The organism is Sphaerimonospora mesophila (genome assembly GCF_001417795.1).
GTDB lineage: Bacteria > Actinomycetota > Actinomycetes > Streptosporangiales > Streptosporangiaceae > Sphaerimonospora > Sphaerimonospora mesophila.
The window spans coordinates 105,886-127,688 of sequence record NZ_BCBX01000049.1; the positions used below are offsets into that span (position 1 = coordinate 105,886).

Consider the following 21,803-nt stretch of genomic DNA (forward strand, 5'->3'; position numbering starts at 1 on the left):
ACGGATCTTCGAAACACACCGACGGAGAAGCCTCATGAGCGAGCCACCGCCGCTGCGCCGCAACTTCCGCTTCCAGATGCTGTGGATCGGTGCGGCGACGTCCGAACTGGGATCGACGCTGACCTGGCTGGCACTCCCGTTGCTGATCCTCGCCGTCACCGGGTCCGCCGCGCTCGCCGGGCTCGTCGGCGCCTGCCGCATCGCGACCAACCTCCTGATCTCCCTGCCCGCCGGGGTGTGGGCCGACCGCTGGGACCGGCGCAGGATCATGCTGGTCAGCGAGGCGGTCCGCTGCCTGAGCATGGCCGCGCTCGCCGTCGTCGTCTTCGCCGACCGGGTGGAGCTGTGGCACATCGTGGCGGTGGCGGTGGCGAACGGCACGGCGGACGCGTTCTTCCGGCCGGCCCGCGACACGGCCATCCGCACGGTCGTCCCCGCCGAGCAGCTGTCGCTGGCGTACGCCCAGGAGGAGGCACGCGGGCATGCCGCCTCACTCGCCGGTCCGCCGCTGGGCGGGCTGCTGTTCGGCCTGGGCCGGGTGTTCCCGTTCGTCGTCGACGCGATCACCTACCTGATCTCGCTGGTGGCCGTCGCCCTGGCCAGGGTGCCGCGCCGGTCGGAGGACTCCACGCGGTCGCGGAAGTCCGGCATGGGGGCGGACATCGCCGAGGCGGGCCGGTGGCTGTGGCGGCGGAGCGGGCTGCGCGCCGCCCTGGCCCTGTCGTTGATCGCGAACCTGGTGGCGAACGCGCTGCTGCTGCCCGTGATCGTGCTGGTCGGAGACCGCGGCGGCGACCCGGCGATCACCGGCGTCGTGCTGGCCGGGATGGGCCTCGGCGGGCTGCTCGGCGCGGCCGTGTCCGCCAGGATCGGGGCGCTCCTGCCGCCGGGACGGCTGATCCTCGCCGTGGTCGGGCTGTTCGCGCTCGCCGTCTGCGCCATCGCCCTCCCGCTGGGGCCGTACTGGCCGGTCGTCCCGCTCTTCTCGGCGATGGTCGCGACGCCGGCGGCCAACGTGGTGCTGCGCGTGCTGGTCGCCACGCTCGTCCCCGAGGCGATGATGGGCCGGATGACCTCACTGATCACGGTGGCGAGCATGGGACTGGCGCCGCTCGGACCACTGCTGGGCGGCGTACTCGCGGAGTACGTCGGCAGCACAGGTGCGCTGCTCCTGCTCGGCGGCGGACTGGCCGCGTGCTGCGCGCTGGCCGCCGGAAGTCCCGCGTTGCACGCCCTGACCGGCGCCGTCGCCGATGGTAGGGACTCTGGGCCGGGCGGTACGGACCCTGGGCCGGGCGGTACGGATTCCGGGCCGGGTGGCGGTGGTTCGGGGTCGGCCGTCGCCGGTTCTGGATCGAGCGGCGCCGGTTCTGGATCGAGCGACGAGGGTTCAGGTGCGTCCGGCGCCGTGGAGCTCGGCCGCGAAGCGGTGGGCGAGCGGTGACATGGCATAGCACATGGAGTGCGCGGTCACCTCCCCATCGGGAACCGTCAGCACGTTCGCCTCGATCAGCGACTCGATGACGCGTTCGGCCGGCTGCCCGATGCCGTGCAGGGCCTCGACCAGCTCGTCATGGCCGAACGGCGGCCCGGCGAGGCCGCCCAGGGTGAGGAAGGCGGGGCGAAGCGCCCAGGACGGACGGTTGTAACACCCCTCGAACCGCTCCCGCAGCAGCACGTCGCCCGCCGCGAATTCGTCGAGGACGCTCTCCGCCCGGGCGAGACGGTCGGCGAGACGCCGCAGGGGCACATGCGACAGCCCGGCGATCCTCGCCCCGAGCAGACGCAGGACCAGGGGGGACAGGCCGTACCCGGCGAAGATCTCCGACACGGCCGGCAGATCGCCGTGCACCCTCTCGTCGCCGATCAGCCTGCCCAGGAAGGCGACGCCCTCGTCCGCCGACAGCTGCCCGAGCGTGATCCGGACCACCGACTCCAGGCCGCTCAGCCTGCTCCTGCTGGTCGCCAGGACCTTGCTCGCCGTCGTGCCGGGAAGCAGCGCCCGCGCGCTCGCCTCATCGGGAGCGTCGTCCAGGATGAGCAGGACCCGCCGGTTGGCCAGCCACGAGCGCCACAGTGAGGCCAGCACGTCCCGGTCGCGCACCCCCGCGACGTTCAGCCCCGCGGCCTCCATGAGTTCCCGCAGGACGTCCTCGATCTGTCTGGGCCCGCCGCGCCGGCCGAGCGTGACCATCAGCGCGCCGTCCGTGAAATCGGGCGCGAGCATGTGCGCGACGTGTACGGCGAGAGCGGTCTTCCCGATGCCCAGCTCACCGGTGATGAGGGTGACGGGGGCGGGGTCGTCGACGATGCGGCGCACCTCCGCCTCACGGCCGACGAAATCGGCCAGGTCACGCGGGAGCTGGTTGGCCGGAGCCTGCGCCGCCGTGTCGGTGCCTCTTCTTCCGCTTCTTCCGCCGAGTGCCAGACCGATGTCCGCGTCGATGTCCGCGTCGATGTCCGGGCTCATGTCCGGGCTCATGTCCGGGCCGAGACCCTTGGCGAGGGTCGGCGGAGACGCCGTCCGGTCCGTTCCGATGCCCCATCCCCGTCCTCGCGTGCCGTTCCGCTGCCGGGTGTCCGAGCCCTTCAGGATCCGCTGGTAGAGCTCTTTGAGCACGGGACTGGGGTCGATGCCCAGTTCGACGGCCAGATGCTGGCGCAGGGTCTCGAAGTGGGAAAGCGCCTCGTAGACGCGGCCGCACCGCGCAAGTGCGGTCATCCTCGCCGCGGTGATCCGCTCCCGGGTGGGAAAGCGTACGGCGAGGGCGTCCAGACCGGCCAGGGCCTCGACGTGGCGGCCCAGCTCGATCTCGAGCTCCACCCAATCCTCATAGACCGACAGGAAGAGCTCGGTGAACCGCTCCACCTCCCGGGCCACCGCCGGCACGTGCGCGAACTCGGCCAGCGGCTGGTCACGCCACATGCCGACGGCCGTGCCCAGCGACTCGGCGGCGACGGAGAGGGCTCCGCTGCGGATCGCGCTACGTCCGATCCTGGCCAGTTCCTGGAACCTCAGGAGGTCCAGCTCGTCCCGTTCCGCATGGAACCGGTAGCCCCACCCCTGAAAGTCGATCCGGTCGCCGACGATCTTGCGCAGGGTGGACACGTACACCTGGAGATTCTTGCGCGCCGTCCGCGGCGGCTTTTCTCCCCACAATGCGTCCAGTAACTGTGCGGACGAGGTGACCGTGTTCACGCGGCACAACAATATGGCCAGGAGCAATCGCTGTTTCGGCGCGCCGATAATCGCTTCGCGATTGTCCACCCGGACCTGGAGCGGACCGAGAATCGAGCAGCTCAGGCGAGACGAATCCGCGTGACCCATGCACTCACCCTGTTTTCGCACCCCATGTTCTTCACCGCATGTTTTCGCTCTGGATGTTCTCGTCGTGGTCGTCTTCGTCGTGGTCGTCTTCTTTGTGGTCGTCTTCTTTGTGTTCGTCTTCGCACTGTGCGGGCCGCCGACGCTCACCGGCCCGGGAGGTCGGCATCGGAGCCCAGGAGGCCGGCACCGAGCCGCGATCGGTGTGGGAGTCGAGGTCGGTACGGGAGTCGAGATCGGTGGGGGAGTCGAGGTCGGTACGGGAGCCGAGGAGGAGGAAATCGAGCAGGTCGATCGGGGGGTCCGTCACCGGCGTGGCCGTGCCGTGGAGGGCCGTACGGTGGAGGGCCCTGACCATGCCGGCCGCGGCGGCCGACACCACGCTCGTGCCGGCCTTCGATTCGAACCAGAGCCAGTCGCCGTCCACGTTGACCTCCAGGAACACGACGTCTCCGCCGGCGATCAGGAGATCGAAGGCCCCATAGGTCAGCTCCCAGAGGTCCGCCAGCCTTCGTACGGTCTCGACCGCCGCCCGCGGCGGCGCCACCGATCTGATCGACACGGCTGAGCCGTCCCGCCAGAGGGCGTCCGGCGCGGCCTTGTCCACGGCGAACGCGTGTACGGCGCCGGCCAGGTGATAGACACGCAGCTCCGCTTCGTGCTCGACGTGTTCCTGCACGATGACGGGGAAGTCCAGCGGTGGCCGCCGGCCGAGGTCGTCGCGGCTCACGATCTGGGGGAACACGCCGACGAGGAGCCCCGGCGCCGGCTCGACGAAATGCTCGTCGACCACCTTGATCACGACCATGCCACTCGAGATCTCGGCGCGGGCGGATCGGGGGTCGGTCGTCACGACCGTTCGCGGGACGCGTACCCCGGCCCCGGCCGCACCCACGATCTGCTCGAGGCGGCCGGGGCCTCGGCCCGGCAGGCCGGCCGGTGAGAGCGCGGACATCTGGTGGAGGAACGCGCACCACGAGTCGGCACGGACCAGCGCCGCCGCCGGATCGTCACCGCCCCGCAGCGCTCTCGGCGAGAGATGCCGCGTCCAGACGACGGTCGGTTCGATGCGGCGACCGTCCACCGCCACACCGCCCGCTGACGGTGAGCCGTCGGCCATGGTTGCGCGGATCCGCAGCGTCGGCATGCTCTCGGTGTCGATCCGTACGCTCGGCACCCCGAGCCGATGCAGCATGACCTGCAGGAGGGCGAACTCACGGCACCCGGCGCGCTCGGCGAGCACCACGCGCGGTGCCGCGATCACGGAGTCTTCGCCGACCGGCGGCAGCCACGAGACGGCGCCGGAAGCCGACCGCAGGTCAACGGTGGTGGAAGAAAAGCGCAGCCGGTCGATAATGGTCCGCGCACAACCATCAGCCGCACTCGTCAATTTCTCACCGTAGCCGTGTCATGACGCATCTGTAATTGGCGCGGTGCTCGGGCATTTCTTTTGAAATGCCTGCGGCACACCACTCCCAGTTAAAGAGAGTCGAACTTTACTGTCAAGCGGCTTCGGGTGGTGATTCATCGGTTCCCGGGACCGGCACGGACGGCCTTTTCCGGTTGTCCGGCGTCACGCCGTACGGCGTGGCACGCGTATGGCCTCACATGGGTTCGGCGCTCGGGGGCCGCGGCCGGGGCGAGGCGGCGCAGGAGGCCGGTTCTCCCGACCGGGGTGTTCGGTGCGGCGGCCCGGTCGTACCACCGTCATGCCGCGCCGCCGCAGGAGGATCAGGGTCGTACGGCATCGGGGGCTTAGCGCCGGCCGGTGCCGTACCGCGGATCAGCGACGGGCCCGTCCGCGCCAGCCGCCGCGCCAGGAGCTCACTCCGGCGGTGCCGACGCCGGCCTGGTGCAGTGCGAGCAGGCACAGGCCGAGGGCGATCAGCGCTGTCATGCCGATGCCGATGCTCGCGTTGAGAAGGTCGAGGAGAAAGGCGATCCCGAATACGACCGCCGCCGCGATGGCGAGCATGGCGGTCACCTCACTTTCCGGTTAACTGGAGCAGCAGGTCGTGATAGTCGCGCAGGGCGAGGCGCAGCGTTTCCGTGTCGCTCTCGTCGCCGCTCTTCCACTGGTCGAGCAGGTTCCGGTGACGGGTCGTGATCTGTCTCAGCGCCTCGTCCACCAGCTCGTCGGCCTGCTCGACCGACTGCCGGGGATGGTCCACGAAGCCGGCCTTGATCTCCCGCCAGCGCGTTTCGAGCCCGCCGTCGAGCCCGTTCTGCGCGAGAATCGCGTCTCCAGTGTGGCTCCTGTCCGGCTCGTCGCGATGCATGTCCTGCGCGCTCTGTACGTTTTGTGCGCGTTCAACATTTTGAGCATGCTTCGTGTCTGCAGCATCGAATGTGTCCGATGTGTCCTGTGAGTGGGGTGCCGGCGGCGCGCTGGTCATGTCCCGGGTGTTTCTCGTCTCGTCCGTGGCGTCGATCATCTGCCGCTCCTTCCTCGGGGACTGATCGGTCCTCGTCGTGTCGTTGCGCCTCATCGGCTCGCCTCCCTGCCGTCCCGGGCGGGCTGCCTGCCGTTAGCGTGGTCCTCGCCGGCGCCGAGAAGTTCATGGAAGAGCGCGCGATAATGGACCATCGCCTGGCGCAGTTCCTCAGTCGTGGCGTCCTGCCTGGCGGCGCGTCCGCTGATGTCGTGCGCCTTGCGGTAGTGGCCGAGTGTGGCGGCGTGGGCGACGGACAGGTCGCTCAGGCGCTGCTCGAACCCCTCCGTGGGATATCCGCGCTCGGTCATCACGGCGGTGACGAGAGCGTCGGCCTCGGTGACGGCGAAACCGGGTGCGTCGACGAACCGCTCCTGGACCCCCGCCCACTTCGTCGCGTACGAATGCCTGGTCTCCGGGTCGAGCGGGCGGATGTGCAGGTCGGCGTGACGCTCCTCACGGGAGAGCAACTCCTTCTCGGCCGCCCTGCGGCTGTCGCTGTGCCGTACCGTCCGGTCGTATTCGGGCCCGAAACGGTCCCGCAGATGCCGGCGGCGATTCCAGATCGTCAGGGCGTAGCCGACCGCGACCAGGGCCAGCACCACGACGATGACGACTGCCGCCCAGGCTCCGGGGCTCATGTCTGCCTCCAAACGTTGCGAGTGGTGCGCTGGTCTTTCGCAACTGCCCTCGGAGGCCCTATTTACGCGTCTTTACGCGTCGCGTAACCGGTCGATTGACGGGTAGAGGGTGCTTTACCAGCAGAGGAGGTAGTCATGGGATTCGGAGCCAGCCTCGCCTTCATCGCGATCGGCGCCGTTCTCGCCTTCGCCGTGAAGTGGGACGTACCCGGGATCGACTTACACATGATCGGCTGGATCCTGATGGGGGTGGGTGTCGTCGGCGCACTGCTGACCAGCTTCTACACCCGCCGCCCGAAGACTGAGGAGACGGTCGACATCGTCGAGCCGGAGGTGTACACGGTCGACCCGCCGGCCGAGCAGCACGTTCATGTGCACGAAAACGAACCGCACGCCACCGCGCACCCGGGGCGGCGTCACGTGCACATCCGGGAGGACACCACACCGCTCCGCCGGGACGACGACTGATCGGCCGGCCGCGGAGGCCTCAGCTCTGTTCCGGGGCGTTCCCGCCCGATGGCCTTTCCCCCGGAGGCTCGCCGATGGTGGCCTGGACCTCCGCCAGCACCCGTCCGATGTGGGAGGAGCCCTCCGCAGGCACCTCCTGGAAGCCGTGTTCGGGGTCGTAGGCGATGTCGAGACCACCGTCGACGAGCCGGTTCGCCCAGCGGAGAGCCGTGTTGAGCTTGTCCTTGGGGACCGTACGGCCCTGGGCCGCCGCGGACAGGTTGCGCAGGTTGGTGGCCGGACCGGTCTGGCTGTGCTCACGGCGGAGCTTCCAAGGCAGGGCCCTGCTGTGGTCGGTCATCGGCTTGGACAGACCCGCCGCCCGCTTCGCCTGGAGAACGCCGGACTCCGTGACACCGAAATGCGCGGCCAGACGCGCGTTCGACCAGCCTTCGGCGGCCAGCCGGGCGAGCTCCTCGTGATCGATCCGCGGTTTCCTTCCCATGATCGAAGTTTAGGTCGGAGGAACGATCGTGATGTACGCACCCGGCCGGAAACTGCGCTAAGGTTATGGAAGCCCGGCCAGCCCGGGCGACGGGACGTAGCGCAGTTTGGCAGCGCACTTGACTGGGGGTCAAGGGGTCGTGGGTTCAAATCCCGCCGTCCCGACAGAGTTTTAGCAGGTCAGAGGCCGTGATCACAAGAGAGTGATCACGGCTTTTCTGCTTCTCGTTGCTCATTCGTTGCTCGGATGATCCGTCAGTTGCTGGCAGTCCGATACCCATCATTACCGCAGGCTGCCGTGGGCTCCACCCGTGCACGGGCCGTCGTCAACCGGCATGTTCAAACGAAGAGGCCCGAATGGCTGGGCGAGATCTACAACGTAAGGGGCGCGGCGTGTCTGTCTGATCCTGGAATGCTGATTCCAGCGGAAAGAGGCATCAATTTGAGTTCCTAACCGAAGTCAAGCCGATCAAGGGCTGATGGATCAGGGCATGCGCAACTGCCGTCGGAACTCGGCGGTCCCGCCGTTGGTTGCTGGGTCGTGGGTGAGCGGGGTTCGGTCAGGCCACCTTGCGCCGGGTAGCCTTGTTGGAGGACGGGCCGGCTGCCGGAGCGTCGTCAGACGACTCCTGACCGCGTCGGCTCGTCCCCTTTCCTTCCTTGAGGCGCTTGCTGGCCCGCTTGGGCCGGTTCTTGGCGCGGTCGGCGTCGGTGACGGTGTAGCGCTCGATGCTGATGGCCCGGCCGTGCTCAACGGTGATCGCGGTGCCGTCGGTGTCACGCAGTTGGTAAGGCGTGCGGGTGCGCCAGCAGGCGGCCAGCCGGGTGACCAAGATGGCGGCCAGGGTGCAGACGGCCGAGTTGTGGTGCTTGCCCTCGGTCACGACGAGGCGCTGATAGCGGGCGGCCAGCGTCGGGTCGATCTTGCGAGCGCGATCGGCGGCGCCGAACAGGGCCTCGCGCAGCGCGGGGTCGCCGGCCTTGGTGGGCGGGCCGTGCCGGGAGCTGGTGCCCGATTCGTCCAGGCTGGGGGTCAGGCCGGTGAAGGCACGCACCCCCGCCAGGTTGTCGAAACGGTCGGGATTGCCCAGCGCGCCGAGCACGACGGCGGCGGAGATGGCGGCCATACCGGGCCCGGAGGCGATGATCTGCGCCGGGTCGGCTTCGTCATAGAGCACGCCGATGCGGGAGTCGAGGGCCTTGATCTCCTCGTTCAGCTGCAGCGCCAGCCGGGCCTCCCCGGACAGGTCCTCGGCCAGCTCGGCGAAGTCCAGCCCGCCCGCGGCCCACAAGGCCTGCGTGACCTCGGCGGCCTGGAGGATGGTGGCGGCGCGCTCGTCGCGCCAGGCGCCACGGCTGGCCCGGATCAGCAGCGCGGTGAGTCGCTTGTGCCCGAGCCGCTTCAAGGCGCGGGGGTCGGCGCCGGTGCGCTCCAGCACGGTCAGAGCGGCCTTGGCGTAGTCGCCCTCACCCAGCACGCGGGCCCACTGCGGGCCGTAGATCTCCAGCAGCGCGTCGATACGCTGGCTGGTCGCGGTGCGGCGTTTGCGACGGCGGCGAGTGGCGCGACGCAGCGGGTCAGCCGGGCCGAGCTCGGCCTCGCCTTGCAGTCGTAGCCCTTCGGGGTGCAGCAGCGGGATCCGGGCCAGGATCCGGGCATCCAACCGGTCGTTCTTGGTGTGCTTGTGGTAGTACTTGCGCAAGTCGGACGACTGCTCCGGGGTGACCATGGCGATCTTGGCGCCTTTGGCGGCGAACCAGGCGGCCAGCGGGACCCACGCGTTGCGCGTGGGCTCCATCACCACCAGCACCTCCTCTGCATCGCCGGGCAGGCTCGCCCACAGCCGTTCCAGATCCTCCACAGTGGTGCGGAAACGACGGCCAGAGAAGACGAACTCCCCGGCCTCGTTCGCGCACGCGGCCTGATGCGCGGCCCGACAGGCCACGTCGATGCCCAGCCGTACTTTCACAGACATTCCCCTCGGTGGTGGTGCGGTTCGGGGAGCCTTCCGCGCACGCGCTCGTGTGGGGGTGGGGCATGTCCGCAGAGTGTGTGATCGAGTGCCAGGCCTGACCTTCGGTAGCAGCAGTCCATCACGCGACCTCGACCGCGAGAGCCGAGGGGATGGCCGCGAGTTCCCAAACAGGGATGCACATGCGCCGGGCAGATCCGTCCAGCCGGACGATCAGAAATCAGGAGTCCCTGACCCGCAGGTCAGAGCTGCCAGTCGGTGTACAAGCCGTGCTGGAAGGACCCACCCGGACACTCTACGAAACCGCCAAGCATGCCTTGGTCAGCTCCATGAGCGAGGCTAAATGTCGGTGCCCCTCAGTAGCGTCGTGGCCGACCCACTTCCCTTGCAGCATCTTGATGGGGCGCATGCCGATGAGCGTGACAGTGCATGGAAGTCCGGGCTGGAGCCTGACCGATTCGGGCGGCGCGAAGTACGGCTCGGACGCGCGGCGAGGCGCCTTTCACGAACGGCAGGTGGCCCGGGCCTTGGAGCAGTGGCTGACCGCCCGGGCCGATCACTTCCACCTCTTCCACGACCTGGAAGGGCTCAATCAGGTGCGCGGAGCGGGTATGAAGCCGCTCAGCCTGGGCAGCGCCAACATCGATCACGTCGTGCTGACCGGCGCCACCTGGCTCATCATCGACGCCAAGGGATGCGGCGCCGGAACGCTGGGACTCGACACAGACGGCAAGGGCATGCTGGTCAAGGCCGACGGCACCGCCGTACCACAAAGATGGCTCGATGACCGGCGCGCCTACTCCCGCGGGGGCATCATCTACCGGCTCACCGGCGGCCTCCGCGGCGGCACAGCATGGATCGTGCCCGACACCACACTGCTGCATCCCAGCATCAAGCATGCCACCTGTTCCACACCCGGAAAGGGTGGCCCCGTGCTGCCGATGCGGGCGATCACCGACGGTTATTTCGACCGGTATTTCCCCGCACCGCAGCCCGCGGCCGATCCAGCCCACATCGAGGCGCTGGCGGCGTATCTGAGCACCCGGCAGCAGCAAAGCTGACCGGCACCGGTAAATCCGGCATCCCTTTTTCCGCACCGCGCGCCGTCCGACGGATGCCGCCATTGATCAGCCATTACGGTCCGGCAGGCCCCGTGCTCGCCTCTTCCGGGCCAGCAGGTCCAAGATGCCGCTGATGGTCGCGCCGGCCTCTGAGAAGCGGCCCCAGCGCTCGTCATGAGATGGCTGTCGAGCTGGATCCGCTCGTCGGCGATGCTCGGCGCCCGCTCCAGCAGGACCTCCCGCATCGTCTCCCGATAGTCGGTCCACGTGTAGTACTTAGCCGCGGCGACCACGATGCCGATCTCGTCCATCATGAGGTCGACCGCGCGCATCGCCACCGACGGGTTCTCCTCGTTCTCCACGACGATGTCGAGAAGCCGGCTCAGCGATCCTAGAGCGTTGGCGGTCAGCGCGTCGAAGCGCTTCGGGCCGAGCTTGTCGGTGAGGCCCAGCACGAGGTGCTCGATCATGGCGCACACCGGCGCCAGTTCGCCCTTTCCGCGCGCGATCTCCTGCAGCCGCGAGAACGGGCTGCAGGTGATGAGCTGCGCGAGGTCGGCCTGCGTGTCGACCGTGAAGTCCGTCGGGGGCGGGGTCTTGCCCACGTCCATGAGCTCGTACAGCTGGTACGCCGACGGCGTCGCGCCGAGATCCCGCAGGATGTGCTCCCAGTCGATGCCAGTGGGCTTGTCGATGCCACTCAGTACGCTGATGCCCGACGTCCCGACGAGCGGCGTGATCGTGAGCCCGGCCAGCACCTCCGTGCTCACCACCATCCCGAGCTTGCGCAGCACGCGCGGGCTGTTGACCAGGACGTCGCCCGGGCCCAGCCTCCCGCCCACCTGCAGCTTGTCCAGGAAACTCCGCAGGGTGTCGCGGAAGTTCGTGCGCCAGTAGGTGACCGCGAGCTGGTTCTGGGCCGACAGGCCGCCCTTGTCGTTGCGCTGGGTCCTCGCCGCCCGGAAGCCGATCTGCTCGACGAGGTGCTCCTGCGTCGTACCCTTCACCGTCTTACCGAGCTCGATGCGGCGATTCTTCGAGTACGGGTACCTGCTGCCGCCGATGGAGTTGACGAGCTTCAACGCCTCCAGGAGGTGGCCAATCGACGATGCGTCGCGCACGTCGTCGGTGCGGTGCTCGAGCTCGGCCAGGTCGACGGTGACCTTGCCCGTCGTGGCGAGGTCGAGCGCCTCGAGCTTCTGCCGGTCGCGGCCACCCGGGGTCTTCTCGGAGGGCTTCTCGAGCTTCTTCGGCGGGAGGAGGTCGAGGCGGTGGAACACGTCCTCGTGCGGCGGCACCGGCTGTTCCTTCGGCGTCTCCAGCGTCGAGTGGGCGAGACGAACCGCGGCGGTCGCCTTCAGGAAGCCGCGGGCGACCTCGCCGCTGAGCCGGGACGCGATGAGCCGGGACATCGCACTGCGCTCGCGCGCCGAGCGCCTGGCCAGCGTCTCGGCGATGAGGTTCATGGACGCGAGCGCCTCGGTCAGGCTCATGTCCTCCTCCAGCGCCTTCGCCACCGCCCCGGCTGTGGTCTCGCCGGGCTCCAGCGTGACGAACGCCTGCCAGCCCTTCGGCAGCACCGCGCCCGTCGAAGACTCGCTCGACATACTTGACATGACTTCCTCCTGTTGGTCCATGCGCAGAGACGGACGTACGACGAAGGCGGCGACGCCCTGATGCTCGACCGCGGACCGTGCCACGTCAATGGGCGCGGCTCTGTCTGGCCGCGAGCTGGACAGCGTCCCGGGCCGACCCGGCGGCCGCTCACAGCGTCCGAAATTCCCGGCCGGTGTCTGGCCGAGAAGGTGTTCGGCGCCGGCGCATCGAAGTCACGCTCCAGCAGGTCAGCCGGCTGCCGGCCATCACCGGGCACGGTCGTCCGCGGACGCTTACGACGCGCGCACGCACCCTCGATACCCAGCTCGCGCATCAGCCGCTCGACCGTGCACCGCGCCACCACTGTGCCCTGGCGATTCAGCTCACGCCAGACCTTACGCGCCCCGTACACCTTCCAGCCGTCCTCCTCCCACACGCGCATGATCTCCACCTTCAATTCCTCATCGCGACACGCACGCGCTGACGGCTCACGTTCACGACGCTTCGCCTCGTAATAACTCGACGACGCGAAATCCAGGACCGCGCAGATCGGCTCGACACCGAACCGATCCCGATGTAGGTCGATGAACTCGATTAGCGCGGCAGCCTCGGGTCGAGTTCCCGGGCGAAATAGGCGGACGCCGCCTTCAGGATTTCGTTGGCCCGGCGTAGTTCACGGTTCTCCCGCTCCAGCTCGGCGATCCGCTGCGCGTCACTCGAACTCGTGCCCGGCCGCTGCCCGCTGTCGACTTCTGCCTGCCGTACCCAGGTGCGAAGCGCCTCACGGTGAATGCCGAGCCGGTCGGCCACCCGGGCGATCGTCCCGGTCTTCTCTCCGGTTTCCTGGCGCAGCTCGAAGACCATCTTGACGGCTCGATCACGCAGCTCTTGGGGGTATTTCCGCTGTGCGGGCATGGCTCCCAGCCTTCCAGTCTTGGGAGCCTCCAACCAACCCGGGGCACCTCGGACATATTGACAGTGGCCGACGCGGAATAGATGTCAGCGGCTCAAACCGGCCAGCGCTGGCGGACAACGTTCTCGCTCGTTTGCGGTCACCATGGGGGAACAGGGACGACTACCGGTGAGGGAGCGCCGTCCCAGGTCACCCTGATCTCCCGTGGGGTGTTGTGCGCCAGTGACGAAGTGAGAATCATTTTGACCGAAGCGCCCGGCTCCAGCATCACACCGTCCGGGGCTTGGTTTACGCCGGGCACGGTCGCATCGACCGTCACGCCAGTCACGGTCTCGGTGCCGGCGTTCCGGAGATAAGCGGCGAACTGCGACTCGCGCGTCACTTCCCATGCGACCGTCGGCTGCATGTCCCGCATGGCCTCGATCTCGGCGACCTGCTCGGCAGCGACTGCCGAGCGTTCCGCTGCATCCGCGGACCGCACGCCAGCCGTTGCCGCCTCTTCGGCGGCGTCTGCTGACCGCTTGGCCTCATCGACAGCTTGTTTCGCCGCCTTGGCAGAGTGGCGCTGGTACTTGAGCGAGACCAGGGACACTGCGAAGGCTGCGATGGAAAATACGAGAGCGACGACGACCCCAGCCCAGGTGGCGAGATCTCCGGTAGCGGCTTCCATGACCACCCTTTTCGCGAACTGGCGATTGAGCGGCGCTTAGCCTATCGACGATCACGCGGGTTTCGTCATCGCCAGGCGAACTGGGGCGCTGTGGACAAAGCCGGGGCACAGGCAGGGCCTGGGTGCTGACTGCTTGGGCCACGCGTCGAGAGGGGGCTCGCAAGGAATCAGCGGTGCCGGACAGGGCGGTTTTGTTCGTGAGTTCCGGCGCCAGATGTCGCTGAGTTCGGACGCCAGCGAGATCTCGCCGCTCTCGATGTTCGTGAGCTTCGGTGCCACGCCGGTTGCGACGGCCGCGCCCGGCGTCGAACGGATCTCCGCTCACGCATAGTTCACGGCGGCCGAGTTCTACGGAGAGTCACCTGGCGACCTGTGCTACCTCGCCAGGATCTCGGTCATGGTCAACAAGTGGCGCTCGTTCTCACGAACACTCACGCGCGGCACGCGGTGGGCCAGCGAAGTGGTGCCGAAAGTGACCAACATCTGGCTCCTGTTCTCGCGAACAAAATCAGACAGGGCTACGTCGACGTGATAGCTGTGGCGGGTGGTGGTGTGCGCCAGGGCGCTTCGGGATCGGCGAGGGTCTCGAGCATGAGCTCGCACCACGTGATGGCGGCGTTGGCTGCCAGATGGGCATGCCGAGGGCGAAGACCGTGCCGGGCACCGACGGGGCCGTGGCCGGTACCGTAGCCGCGGTTGCGGAGTTCAGCGACACCTACGGCGATCGCGCTGGCGCTACCCAAGATTTTCTTGACGGCGTCGGTGCCGTCGGGGCCGGTGGCCTTGGTCGGTTGCAGCAACAGCGCTTTTTGCGCTGCGCGGATGAGGTCCTGGACGTCGGCGCGGAGGTCGACGGTGTGGCCCCGTTCATGCAGGACCAGCTTGGCGGTGCTTTCGATGAGTTCCTTGGCGGCGCCGATGACAAGGGCAGGATCGTCGTGTTGTTCGGCTCGCCGGATACGTTGGAGGCCATCGTTGATGGCGGTGGCGTCGGTGAGGTTCGCAAGGGCTCCAGGGCGGATGCCGACTCCGACGCGGGTGATGTGGCCGTCGTCGTTGATTTTGTAGCCATCGCGTTCCAGCTCGCGGCGAGCTCGGTGATAGATGATCTCGTTGGAGCTGAAGTAATGATCCTCCAGGAGACGCTCGATGACGCGTAGGGCGCGAGCCACGTGGCGTTCGTCGGCCCAATCGACCGCGTCGAGGTAGGACTGGAACAGCCTTTGCCGATCGCCTAACACCGCCTCTATTTCCAGGCGCTCATACGTCAGCGGATCGGGCGCGAATCCTTCGGCTTGCCACAGATTGTTGATCTGACGGACTGGGATTGTAGAGACCAGCTCACGCAGGGCGATGCGCGTGGCTGGGCTGAGTAGTTCGCGTCGGGAGCTCATGCAGTGCCTCGCTTCCGGTGTCGAAGAGGGTCGCGGCCAGCAACGTCCTCGGCCCGCGCGCACGTCTCGTACAAGGCCTTCCAGAACGTGCGTTCGCGCACGCTGATCTTGAGGTCGAACAACGCGGCGATCTGCTCGCGCGACAGCGCCCGGGTTCGGTCCGGCGGTGCCGGACGGCGCTCGATGCCGGTGATCGGGTTGTGCGCAAGCCAACCGCGGGCGCGCCACCAGGTGATAGCGGCCTTTAGGACCGACAGTTCACGGTTGACGGTGTCGGCGTCGACCAGCCGGGCCCGTTGCGCGAACACCTCGGCGAGCACGTCGGCCGACGCCTCATCGAGCGCGGCGAACGCCACAGTGGGTGGCTCGGCGCCCCGCCGCTCGCGCCCCAGCGGCGGCTGTTGCCCGCAGGCCAGCCAAGCCCAGGTAAGCAGTGAGATCCGGTAGATCCGCTGGGAAGAGGCGGCGATCCCAGCCGAGCGAAGGTACGCCTCCACGGCGGTGCCGTAGTCGACAGGGGTGCCGCGATCGAAGGCGTGAACGGTCACGAATTGCTCCCCGCCGCGAGAGGCGACCCGCTGGTGGGGCTGTCAGGGCCAGAGAGCCCGTTGTCGCGCTGGTAGGTCCGCCCAGGATTGCTGAAAGGGTTGCCGGATGGGCCGATCGGATGTCCGGTGGATCCCTTGGCGTAGTAGGTCTCTTGGAAGATCCAGTAGTGCAAATCCACTAAGTCGGGTGGCCACAGCGCCACGCCCGCGCCGCCGACGAGCCCATGCGAGTTGGTACGGGCCAATTCCTTCAGCCACTTCGCCAGTTTCATCCCGGCCGGCTGCCCGGCGACCGCTGCGGTGGTGGCTGCGGTGACGAGGTCTGCCAGCTGCAGGTGCGGGACGTGATGGGACGGCGCGGTCAGGATCGGCGAGACGACACGATCGGGCGTGGCGAAGCGAGTGCCTTCTCGGGTCAGGCCGAGAGTGTCGGCCAGCCACTTCACTTCGTCCTTGCGGCCGCCGCCCGGCTGGTCGGCGATGATGATGCCGACGTCGCCCCGCTCGCGCAGGTACGACGTGATCCGCTCATAGAGGTACTTGAGGATCTCGGGTTCGACGCGGGTCTTCTCCCACGGGACATGACCGCGGTCCCACACCACGACGGCAGACTTGATGCCGCTATCGATGGCGGCCTGAAGCATCCGCTGGCGCAGTTCGTTGATCAGCGGGCCGCCCGCTGACGCCTGGAAGGTGTTCTTGGGAGGCTTCCACTTGAGTTCCTCTCCCTCGGGGATCTCGAACTCCGCGCGGATGCCGTCAAGCGCAGTCGCGAACCCGGCGACTGCGAGCTCGGGGACGATCACACCGCCGACGGAGACGAGCTCGCCCATGTGCCGACGGCGGACCTCCTTCTGCCCGCTGTCGTCGATGTAGATCATGTACACAATGGCACCCCACGATCGTTGCCGCAGTAAATGTGTACACCTCGACTCGCGGACGAAGAGTCACGTATCGGGGACGCACCCAGGCTGAATGAGATGCGTGTCGGTGATCGTATCGAAGTTGCCGCAGTAAATCCGGCATTTACTGCGGCAAGACGCCTGCCCTCCGCTCCTCGGCAATCCAGTTCGGGCATCCACAGCCTGGCGACCGCGGATCAGATTGTCGGCGGCGTCTGCGAACCTGCCAGGCGTCGGCAATCTCCGTGCTCCTGGAGGCACCTGTGCCAGCGCCGCTTGACCCCCACGTCGCCGAGGCCCGCATGCGCGCCAAAGGCTGGATCCCGACAGTTCCCTTCCCTGGCGCGGACAAGCCCTGGCCGGGCTACTGCGCAACGTGCCGGCAGCCGAGATCTCCGCGATACAGCAACGTGTGCTCGCCGAGCTCAACTCAGGGGCCATGTCGTTCCTGCAGCGGTTCGGAGAAGAAGACGGAGGCGGAGGCGCGTGCGGTGATGGCGCTTCGTGGTCTCGCGCCGACAGTCCCGTACGTGGACAACCGGACGCCTTGGGAGTCGGTGTGCGGGAACTGCAAGGGGATCACGTCTCCCACGTTGTCCAGTGTGAAGAAAGCGATCAAGCAGGGCCAGCCGAAGTGCTGTGACCTCTGTCGGCGAAACGGGCCCATCAGACCCGAGCAGGCAGAAGACATGCTCCGGTTGGCAGGTGGAGAACCGCTTGTCCCGTTCCCCGGTGTGAAGGAGCGATGGTTGTCGCGGTGCCTGAATCCGGGCTGCCGCAAGGAGATCGAGCCCACGTTCGACAGCATCAAGCACGCCGGAACCGGGGCGTGCGTCTATTGCGGCGGTTACGGCATCAAGGCCGACGATGATGCCCTGGTGTACCTCATGGTGCACCAGCGACTCGATGCCGCGAAGATCGGGATAGCCAAGGTCGGCAGCCAGCGAATCGAACTCCATCAAAGCATGGGGTGGACGTTGGTCACTACGGTCTCGATGCGAGGTACCCGGGCCCGGTTCGTCGAAGGGCAGGTCTTGAAGCTGTGGTCATCACTTGCGCTGCCCTATGGCGTGCGCGCCGAGGACATGCCATATGCGGGATACACCGAAACCGTGGGCTTGGCGGCGAGATCACTCCACCAGGTGGAACAGGACCTTCGGCAAGCACTCGTCGGTAGCCCCGACAGCGACAGGTAGCGCATCACGGAAGGCATGGGGCAAAGTCGAGATCAATCCGTCCTCACCTATGCCCTGATCATCCGCGTACGCGACCTGGCCTCCATACTGATCACCAGCGGGGACGAACCACCGATGGGGCGCTGGAAGGCCCTGGAGGACCTGCGGGAGCGTTATGACCTGCACGCGATGGTCTAATCCCGGTGCGGGCCTGCCTGAACAGCTCCTGGTCTGATCGGCGCCGGAGGCGGGCAAAGCGGAGTAGAGGTTCCCACAGGCCGATCAAGCACTCAAAAGTGCGGGCAGGGATGCTGCTCGTCGGTCCACGGGCTGTGGCTGCTGTGCCGGTATCGCTCGTAGAAGCCCTGAGCAGGCTCGTACTGGCCGGTGGTGTACCAGGTCAGGTCCGGATGGCGGGTCTCCAGCTCGCGCAGGGCAAGGGTGCCGAGCCCGCAGAACTGCCACTCCAGCGAGAAGCTGATCTTTCTCAGGAGGCCGACGCTGCAGAGGAGAAGCACACTGCTCCTCGGACGTACCTGACCGCCACCAACGCACTGGGCCGACATCGCCATGATCAGGAGTTGCTAGACTCCCCCGATGCGGGTTCCAACAGACAGGGAAATTCGCGCGCTGCACCTGAAATATGCGCCGACAAGAGAAGCTTTCGAGCTCGTCTACACCCACTGCGAAATAGTCTGTGGAGTCGCCGAACAAGTCTTCTCGCGCACCAGCCGTTCCCTCAGCATCGACCTGGTCAGAGCGGGTAGCCTGCTCCACGACATCGGGGTCTATCGGCTGTACGACAACAATGGTCAACTCGATCATACGAACTACGTACGCCACGGGGTTCTCGGCTACGATCTGCTCCGCACAGAAGGGTTTGATGAGGTTCTCTGTCGTTTTTGCTCCTGTCTCACGGGAGTAGGGATTAGCCGGGATGACGTACTTAATCAAGGGCTCCCGCTGCCTGTAGCCGACTATTTGGCCGAGTCGGCTGAAGAAGAACTCGTTATGTACGCCGACAAGTTCCACAGCAAGTCCACTCCGCCAGCATTTGTTACCGCTGACTCTTACGCGAGCTATATTGGCCGCTACGGCGAAGACAAAGTTTCCATCTTCAACTCGATGTGCAAAACTTTCGGAGTTCCGGACCTCGGACCGTTCGTCCGAGCACACGGTCACAAGGTGGTGTGACCGCCGGCCTTCACCGCACCGGGTGTTCGCCCAGGTAGACGCGAGCAGGCTGACAAGCGGATCTTGTGAAGGTGGGAAGGCAGCCCACCTCTGATGTAGACGTCGGAGGATCCAGCAAGGAGTGACACGCGGTCTCGGACAGGCTGCCTCCCGGAACCGTCATTCCGCGGCCGAATCTTTCTTCTCCGCCTTTACCGGCTAGTTGTAAGCGCCTCCCATGCCTGTTGCCACCAGGCATGGGAGGCGCTGCTGTCTGCGACTGCGAAAGAGCACTCCTGACTCGTCAGCGCGGTTAGCGAGCGACGCGGTCGCCGTGTTCCCGCCCCGACGACTTGCAGCCTGCGATTCCGCCGGCGGGGGGCAAGGCCGCCGTGAGAATCAAGATCCTTTGCGCCTACCGAGTGCCTGAAAGTGCCCCACTAGCTGGACGGGCGCAAAGCATCTTGGCCGGCGGCCTTGCCCCCCTTTAACCGGCGAAACCGCGAACGGCCGCCAGTCGGGGCGGGAACACGCTCGCCCCGGCCTGAGGTGGATCTCATTGCCCCTCAGGCCACCCGGGATCCCCAAGGAGCCGCGATGCGCTCTTTCTCTTCCCTCTCTGAAGCGAGCGCCTACATGCGAATGGAGGTGGACCGCCCCGCCTCCGCCCAGCGCGTGAACATCGGTAAGGGGATCTTGTTGGAGATCTCCATGCTTCCCCTGACGGGCAACGCGTTCACCAACAGCTACGACCTGAACTGGGATCCGACCTCAGTCACGGCTGACGTTCACATTCACCGCTGCAAGATGACGCCGAAGTGTTCCGGATCTGTAAGGCAGCACGCGGTGGGGATGAGACTCACTCGATGCGGTTCTCCTACACCTTCGATCTGTGCTTTGGAACGACCTTTGCGCTGTCCGGCCAGCCGCTCCTGCCGACGATCCCTGCGCTGATCCAGGAAATCGAAAGTTCCGTCTCCCCTTTGATCGACATGCTCGATTGAGCCTGCGGTGCCTGCGATAGGCGATCGTGCTGTTCCATGGCCATGCGCACATGAGGACGGCTGCTTCGTCCCCGGTGACACGCGTACCATGCTCTACGAGCTCTGGAGAGACATGACTCTGTATCTGAATCTGCCGGACGGCACTGGCAAGCTGGAGCACCTCAGCGGTTTGCCGGGCAGCGAGGTCTTGCCCGGTCCGCCATGTGGCCTTGACGGTGTTCCCGACGACAAGGTGCTCATCTGCGTGCTGGATATGGGGACGTACGAGGCGGCCGGTTACATCATCTCCGAAACGGACTTTGCTGTTTGGACCGGTTCCACCGGCGATCAGCTGGCGACCTGGCTCCTCATGGACCGTCAGATCGCCGACGACCTTTGCCCGAAAGCGGCGGAGAGACGCCAGTCTTGGCAGTCTGGCCTGGAATCCGATGCTGAAGCCGCCGCGCACACCGACAACCTCGTTCCAGTGGCACGGGCGAGCCGCAGCGGGATCGGTTTTCACATCGAACTGTTGCGCAGGTATGCGAAGGTCTTTCGCGGCGAGCCGCAGGGTACCCGGTATGACGACCTCCTGACGGACGCCGGAGTGCGACGCATAGCCGCGGCCGACCTCGATGCCGTCGCAGACGATCTGGAGACGTGGGCCGCGTACGACTGGGTCGCCGTCATCGACCTCAGCGCGGAACGCCAGCATCTGGCGGGACCGCTTCCTCCTTTCCCCGGCACCGGCCCGGACAAAGACCAATCGGGGACCGAGAAACGCTGAATACCGCGGCGTATCGGCTGAAGAGTCACCACCGCGACCGACAAGGCCGCAACCGCCCTGCGCCCATAGCCAGTTGGACGGTGCCGCCCTTGACCCGGTAGACGGTGCGGATCATCGGCCGCCTGCTTCCAGCGCCGCTGGGCCCCGAACGGCGCGTAGCTCGCGCAGGTTCGGGATGTGGTCACCCCCGACCTCCTGTGCGCGGCCCAGGACATGCTGCCCAACCCTCGAACACTCGATCATCTCGATCGCGCGTCTGCCCAGTGTCTCCGCAGGCACCCACTACACGGCGTGACTGCGGTGGGACGGCCCGCGGGCCTGGGCCGCAGCCAAGGCCCGCGCGGGTGCCGGCGGCGATGAACTCACGGATGAACTCGGCGGCGCGGCGAAGACGTGGAAGACGACCCACTGAGCTGCGGTTCGACAAGTACGTGTGCACGCTGTTGGTCCTGGTTGTCCGCCTCAACCTGCCGGATTCCGTGGCCTCCGAAGCGAAGACGAACCGCGCACCTTCCGACGACCTGCACTCCGACAACTTGGCCCGGACATCCGACACGAGCGCCGACAAGTTCGGCTGCACGCGTCGGACGGAGATCTCCGTCCGGAAGTTCTCGGGACAGCATCGGGCCGATCTGTGCTGGCTCGATCGTGTAGCGCCGCTGTTGACGTCGACAAGCTGATCGCATGACAGGTCTGACCGCCGAACTCGTCGGTTGATGCTCGCTACCCTGCCCCCAGGCCCCGGGCTCTCGCCCCCAACGGGCTGCATCGTGGACCTAGTACTCCAGTGACACTTCGCGATCTTCGCGGTTGGGGTGGCATGAGAACGGCCATCACGTGATCATTCGGAGTTTGTGAAGACATCTGAAGATCGCGTGATGGCCGTGGCCGACAGCGTAGACCCTGACCGCTGGATCGTCACCCTCAACGAGCTGATGACACGGATCGCGCACCGGTTCGGCCGAGTAGAGCCACGTCGCGCCGCGAATGCCTACGTCCGGGGCCTGCTGTCGGACGTCGAGCGGAAGAACTGCTGGAACCTGGCCGAGCACGCCGGGCTGAGCGGCCCGCAGACCATGCAACGCCTGCTGCGCAGCGCACGCTGGGACGCCGAAGCCGTACGCGACGATGTGCGCGGCTACGTGAGCGAACACCTCGGCGGCAACGGTGTCCTGATCGTCGACGAGACCGGCTTCCTCAAGAAGGGCTGCCGATCGGCCGGGGTACAACGCCAGTACACCGGTACGGCCGGCCGGATCGAAAACAGTCAGGTCGGCGG

The 21,803-nt window shown here is 66.9% G+C and carries 24 protein-coding genes, 1 tRNA gene and 1 other annotated feature; of the genes, 11 read left to right on the plus strand and 14 right to left on the minus strand.

From position 1 onward, the window contains the following. Positions 1 to 34 precede the first annotated feature (34 nt). Complete coding sequence (locus AP234_RS29275; protein WP_063843130.1) at positions 35 to 1,444, plus strand: MFS transporter; 1,410 nt, start codon at positions 35 to 37, stop codon at positions 1,442 to 1,444. Here the strand turns inward: AP234_RS29275 and AP234_RS29280 are convergent. The 5 genes from AP234_RS29280 to AP234_RS29300 all read right to left on the minus strand — a co-directional run bounded on the left by AP234_RS29280 (position 1,391) and on the right by AP234_RS29300 (position 6,398). Continuing rightward, a complete protein-coding gene (locus AP234_RS29280) occupies positions 1,391 to 3,328 on the minus strand; it encodes a BTAD domain-containing putative transcriptional regulator (RefSeq protein WP_083502539.1) in 1,938 nt (645 codons plus the stop codon). The two genes, AP234_RS29275 and AP234_RS29280, sit on opposite strands and share 54 nt — an antisense overlap. Before the next feature lie 31 nt (positions 3,329 to 3,359). After that, complete coding sequence (locus AP234_RS29285; protein WP_152990673.1) at positions 3,360 to 4,715, minus strand: hypothetical protein; 1,356 nt, start codon at positions 4,713 to 4,715, stop codon at positions 3,360 to 3,362. Positions 4,716 to 5,108: 393 nt separating this feature from the next. Next, entirely contained in the window at positions 5,109 to 5,300 is a 192-nt protein-coding gene (locus AP234_RS29290) for a hypothetical protein (RefSeq protein WP_055483009.1), read from the minus strand. 10 nt (positions 5,301 to 5,310) lie between these two features. Beyond that, positions 5,311 to 5,760, minus strand: coding sequence for a hypothetical protein (locus AP234_RS29295; protein ID WP_162492449.1), 450 nt, complete (start codon positions 5,758 to 5,760; stop codon positions 5,311 to 5,313). A 50-nt stretch (positions 5,761 to 5,810) separates the two neighbouring features. After that, on the minus strand, positions 5,811 to 6,398 hold the full coding sequence (locus tag AP234_RS29300; RefSeq protein ID WP_055482983.1) for a hypothetical protein: 588 nt from the start codon (positions 6,396 to 6,398) through the stop codon (positions 5,811 to 5,813). 135 nt (positions 6,399 to 6,533) lie between these two features. Between AP234_RS29300 and AP234_RS29305 the strand changes: the two genes are divergently transcribed. Further along, on the plus strand, positions 6,534 to 6,866 hold the full coding sequence (locus AP234_RS29305) for a DUF6458 family protein (protein ID WP_055482984.1): 333 nt from the start codon (positions 6,534 to 6,536) through the stop codon (positions 6,864 to 6,866). Between the two features lie 19 nt (positions 6,867 to 6,885). On the opposite strand, the gene AP234_RS29310 is transcribed toward AP234_RS29305, so the two are convergent. After that, on the minus strand, positions 6,886 to 7,350 hold the full coding sequence (locus tag AP234_RS29310) for a hypothetical protein (protein WP_055482985.1): 465 nt from the start codon (positions 7,348 to 7,350) through the stop codon (positions 6,886 to 6,888). Positions 7,351 to 7,440: 90 nt separating this feature from the next. Here AP234_RS29310 and AP234_RS29315 point away from each other — a divergent pair. Next, positions 7,441 to 7,514, plus strand: a tRNA-Pro gene (locus tag AP234_RS29315). Positions 7,515 to 7,909: 395 nt separating this feature from the next. Here the strand turns inward: AP234_RS29315 and AP234_RS29320 are convergent. Further along, complete coding sequence (locus tag AP234_RS29320; RefSeq protein WP_200926773.1) at positions 7,910 to 9,319, minus strand: IS110 family transposase; 1,410 nt, start codon at positions 9,317 to 9,319, stop codon at positions 7,910 to 7,912. A gap of 410 nt (positions 9,320 to 9,729) precedes the next feature. Between AP234_RS29320 and AP234_RS36735 the strand changes: the two genes are divergently transcribed. After that, positions 9,730 to 10,383, plus strand: coding sequence for a nuclease-related domain-containing protein (locus AP234_RS36735; protein WP_152990674.1), 654 nt, complete (start codon positions 9,730 to 9,732; stop codon positions 10,381 to 10,383). Positions 10,384 to 11,872: 1,489 nt separating this feature from the next. On the opposite strand, the gene AP234_RS39705 is transcribed toward AP234_RS36735, so the two are convergent. From AP234_RS39705 to AP234_RS29350, 6 genes are all read right to left on the minus strand, one after another. Next, positions 11,873 to 12,436 carry an IS3 family transposase gene (locus AP234_RS39705; protein ID WP_431999119.1) on the minus strand — a complete coding sequence of 188 codons (564 nt, stop codon included), beginning with the start codon at positions 12,434 to 12,436 and terminating at the stop codon, positions 11,873 to 11,875. A 66-nt stretch (positions 12,437 to 12,502) separates the two neighbouring features. Continuing rightward, positions 12,503 to 12,616: a sequence feature (AL1L pseudoknot), on the minus strand. Further along, a complete protein-coding gene (locus AP234_RS29330; RefSeq protein ID WP_055482988.1) occupies positions 12,574 to 12,894 on the minus strand; it encodes a transposase in 321 nt (106 codons plus the stop codon). (Overlaps the previous feature by 43 nt.) A gap of 137 nt (positions 12,895 to 13,031) precedes the next feature. Further along, positions 13,032 to 13,562 carry a hypothetical protein gene (locus tag AP234_RS29335; RefSeq protein WP_152990676.1) on the minus strand — a complete coding sequence of 177 codons (531 nt, stop codon included), beginning with the start codon at positions 13,560 to 13,562 and terminating at the stop codon, positions 13,032 to 13,034. 518 nt (positions 13,563 to 14,080) lie between these two features. Beyond that, a complete protein-coding gene (locus tag AP234_RS35485; RefSeq protein WP_083502542.1) occupies positions 14,081 to 14,956 on the minus strand; it encodes an abortive infection family protein in 876 nt (291 codons plus the stop codon). Then, entirely contained in the window at positions 14,953 to 15,504 is a 552-nt protein-coding gene (locus tag AP234_RS34405) for a hypothetical protein (protein WP_200926774.1), read from the minus strand. The genes AP234_RS35485 and AP234_RS34405 overlap by 4 nt, the downstream gene beginning before the upstream one ends. Next, complete coding sequence (locus AP234_RS29350; RefSeq protein WP_152990677.1) at positions 15,501 to 16,385, minus strand: DUF3800 domain-containing protein; 885 nt, start codon at positions 16,383 to 16,385, stop codon at positions 15,501 to 15,503. The genes AP234_RS34405 and AP234_RS29350 overlap by 4 nt, the downstream gene beginning before the upstream one ends. A gap of 623 nt (positions 16,386 to 17,008) precedes the next feature. Here AP234_RS29350 and AP234_RS29355 point away from each other — a divergent pair. Together AP234_RS29355 and AP234_RS37435 are read left to right on the plus strand one after the other, a co-directional pair. After that, a complete protein-coding gene (locus AP234_RS29355) occupies positions 17,009 to 17,602 on the plus strand; it encodes a hypothetical protein (protein WP_152990678.1) in 594 nt (197 codons plus the stop codon). 15 nt (positions 17,603 to 17,617) lie between these two features. Next, positions 17,618 to 17,779, plus strand: a complete 162-nt coding sequence (locus tag AP234_RS37435; RefSeq protein ID WP_160330509.1) for a hypothetical protein — start codon at positions 17,618 to 17,620, stop codon at positions 17,777 to 17,779. A 92-nt stretch (positions 17,780 to 17,871) separates the two neighbouring features. Here the strand turns inward: AP234_RS37435 and AP234_RS29360 are convergent, their stop codons facing one another. Further along, entirely contained in the window at positions 17,872 to 18,099 is a 228-nt protein-coding gene (locus AP234_RS29360; RefSeq protein ID WP_055482993.1) for a hypothetical protein, read from the minus strand. Between the two features lie 79 nt (positions 18,100 to 18,178). Between AP234_RS29360 and AP234_RS35490 the strand changes: the two genes are divergently transcribed. The 5 genes from AP234_RS35490 to AP234_RS29375 form a co-directional block, all read left to right on the plus strand. Beyond that, on the plus strand, positions 18,179 to 18,775 hold the full coding sequence (locus AP234_RS35490; protein WP_083502543.1) for an HDIG domain-containing metalloprotein: 597 nt from the start codon (positions 18,179 to 18,181) through the stop codon (positions 18,773 to 18,775). Between the two features lie 845 nt (positions 18,776 to 19,620). Further along, entirely contained in the window at positions 19,621 to 19,758 is a 138-nt protein-coding gene (locus tag AP234_RS37440) for a hypothetical protein (RefSeq protein WP_160330510.1), read from the plus strand. Positions 19,759 to 19,870: 112 nt separating this feature from the next. After that, a complete protein-coding gene (locus AP234_RS29365; RefSeq protein WP_152990679.1) occupies positions 19,871 to 20,524 on the plus strand; it encodes a hypothetical protein in 654 nt (217 codons plus the stop codon). Between the two features lie 344 nt (positions 20,525 to 20,868). Further along, positions 20,869 to 21,204: a hypothetical protein gene (locus AP234_RS29370; RefSeq protein ID WP_152990680.1), complete on the plus strand. Its 336-nt coding sequence runs from the start codon at positions 20,869 to 20,871 to the stop codon at positions 21,202 to 21,204. A 255-nt stretch (positions 21,205 to 21,459) separates the two neighbouring features. Next, a partial coding sequence (locus tag AP234_RS29375; protein WP_160330511.1) for an IS701 family transposase occupies positions 21,460 to 21,803 on the plus strand: 344 nt, incomplete at its 3' end.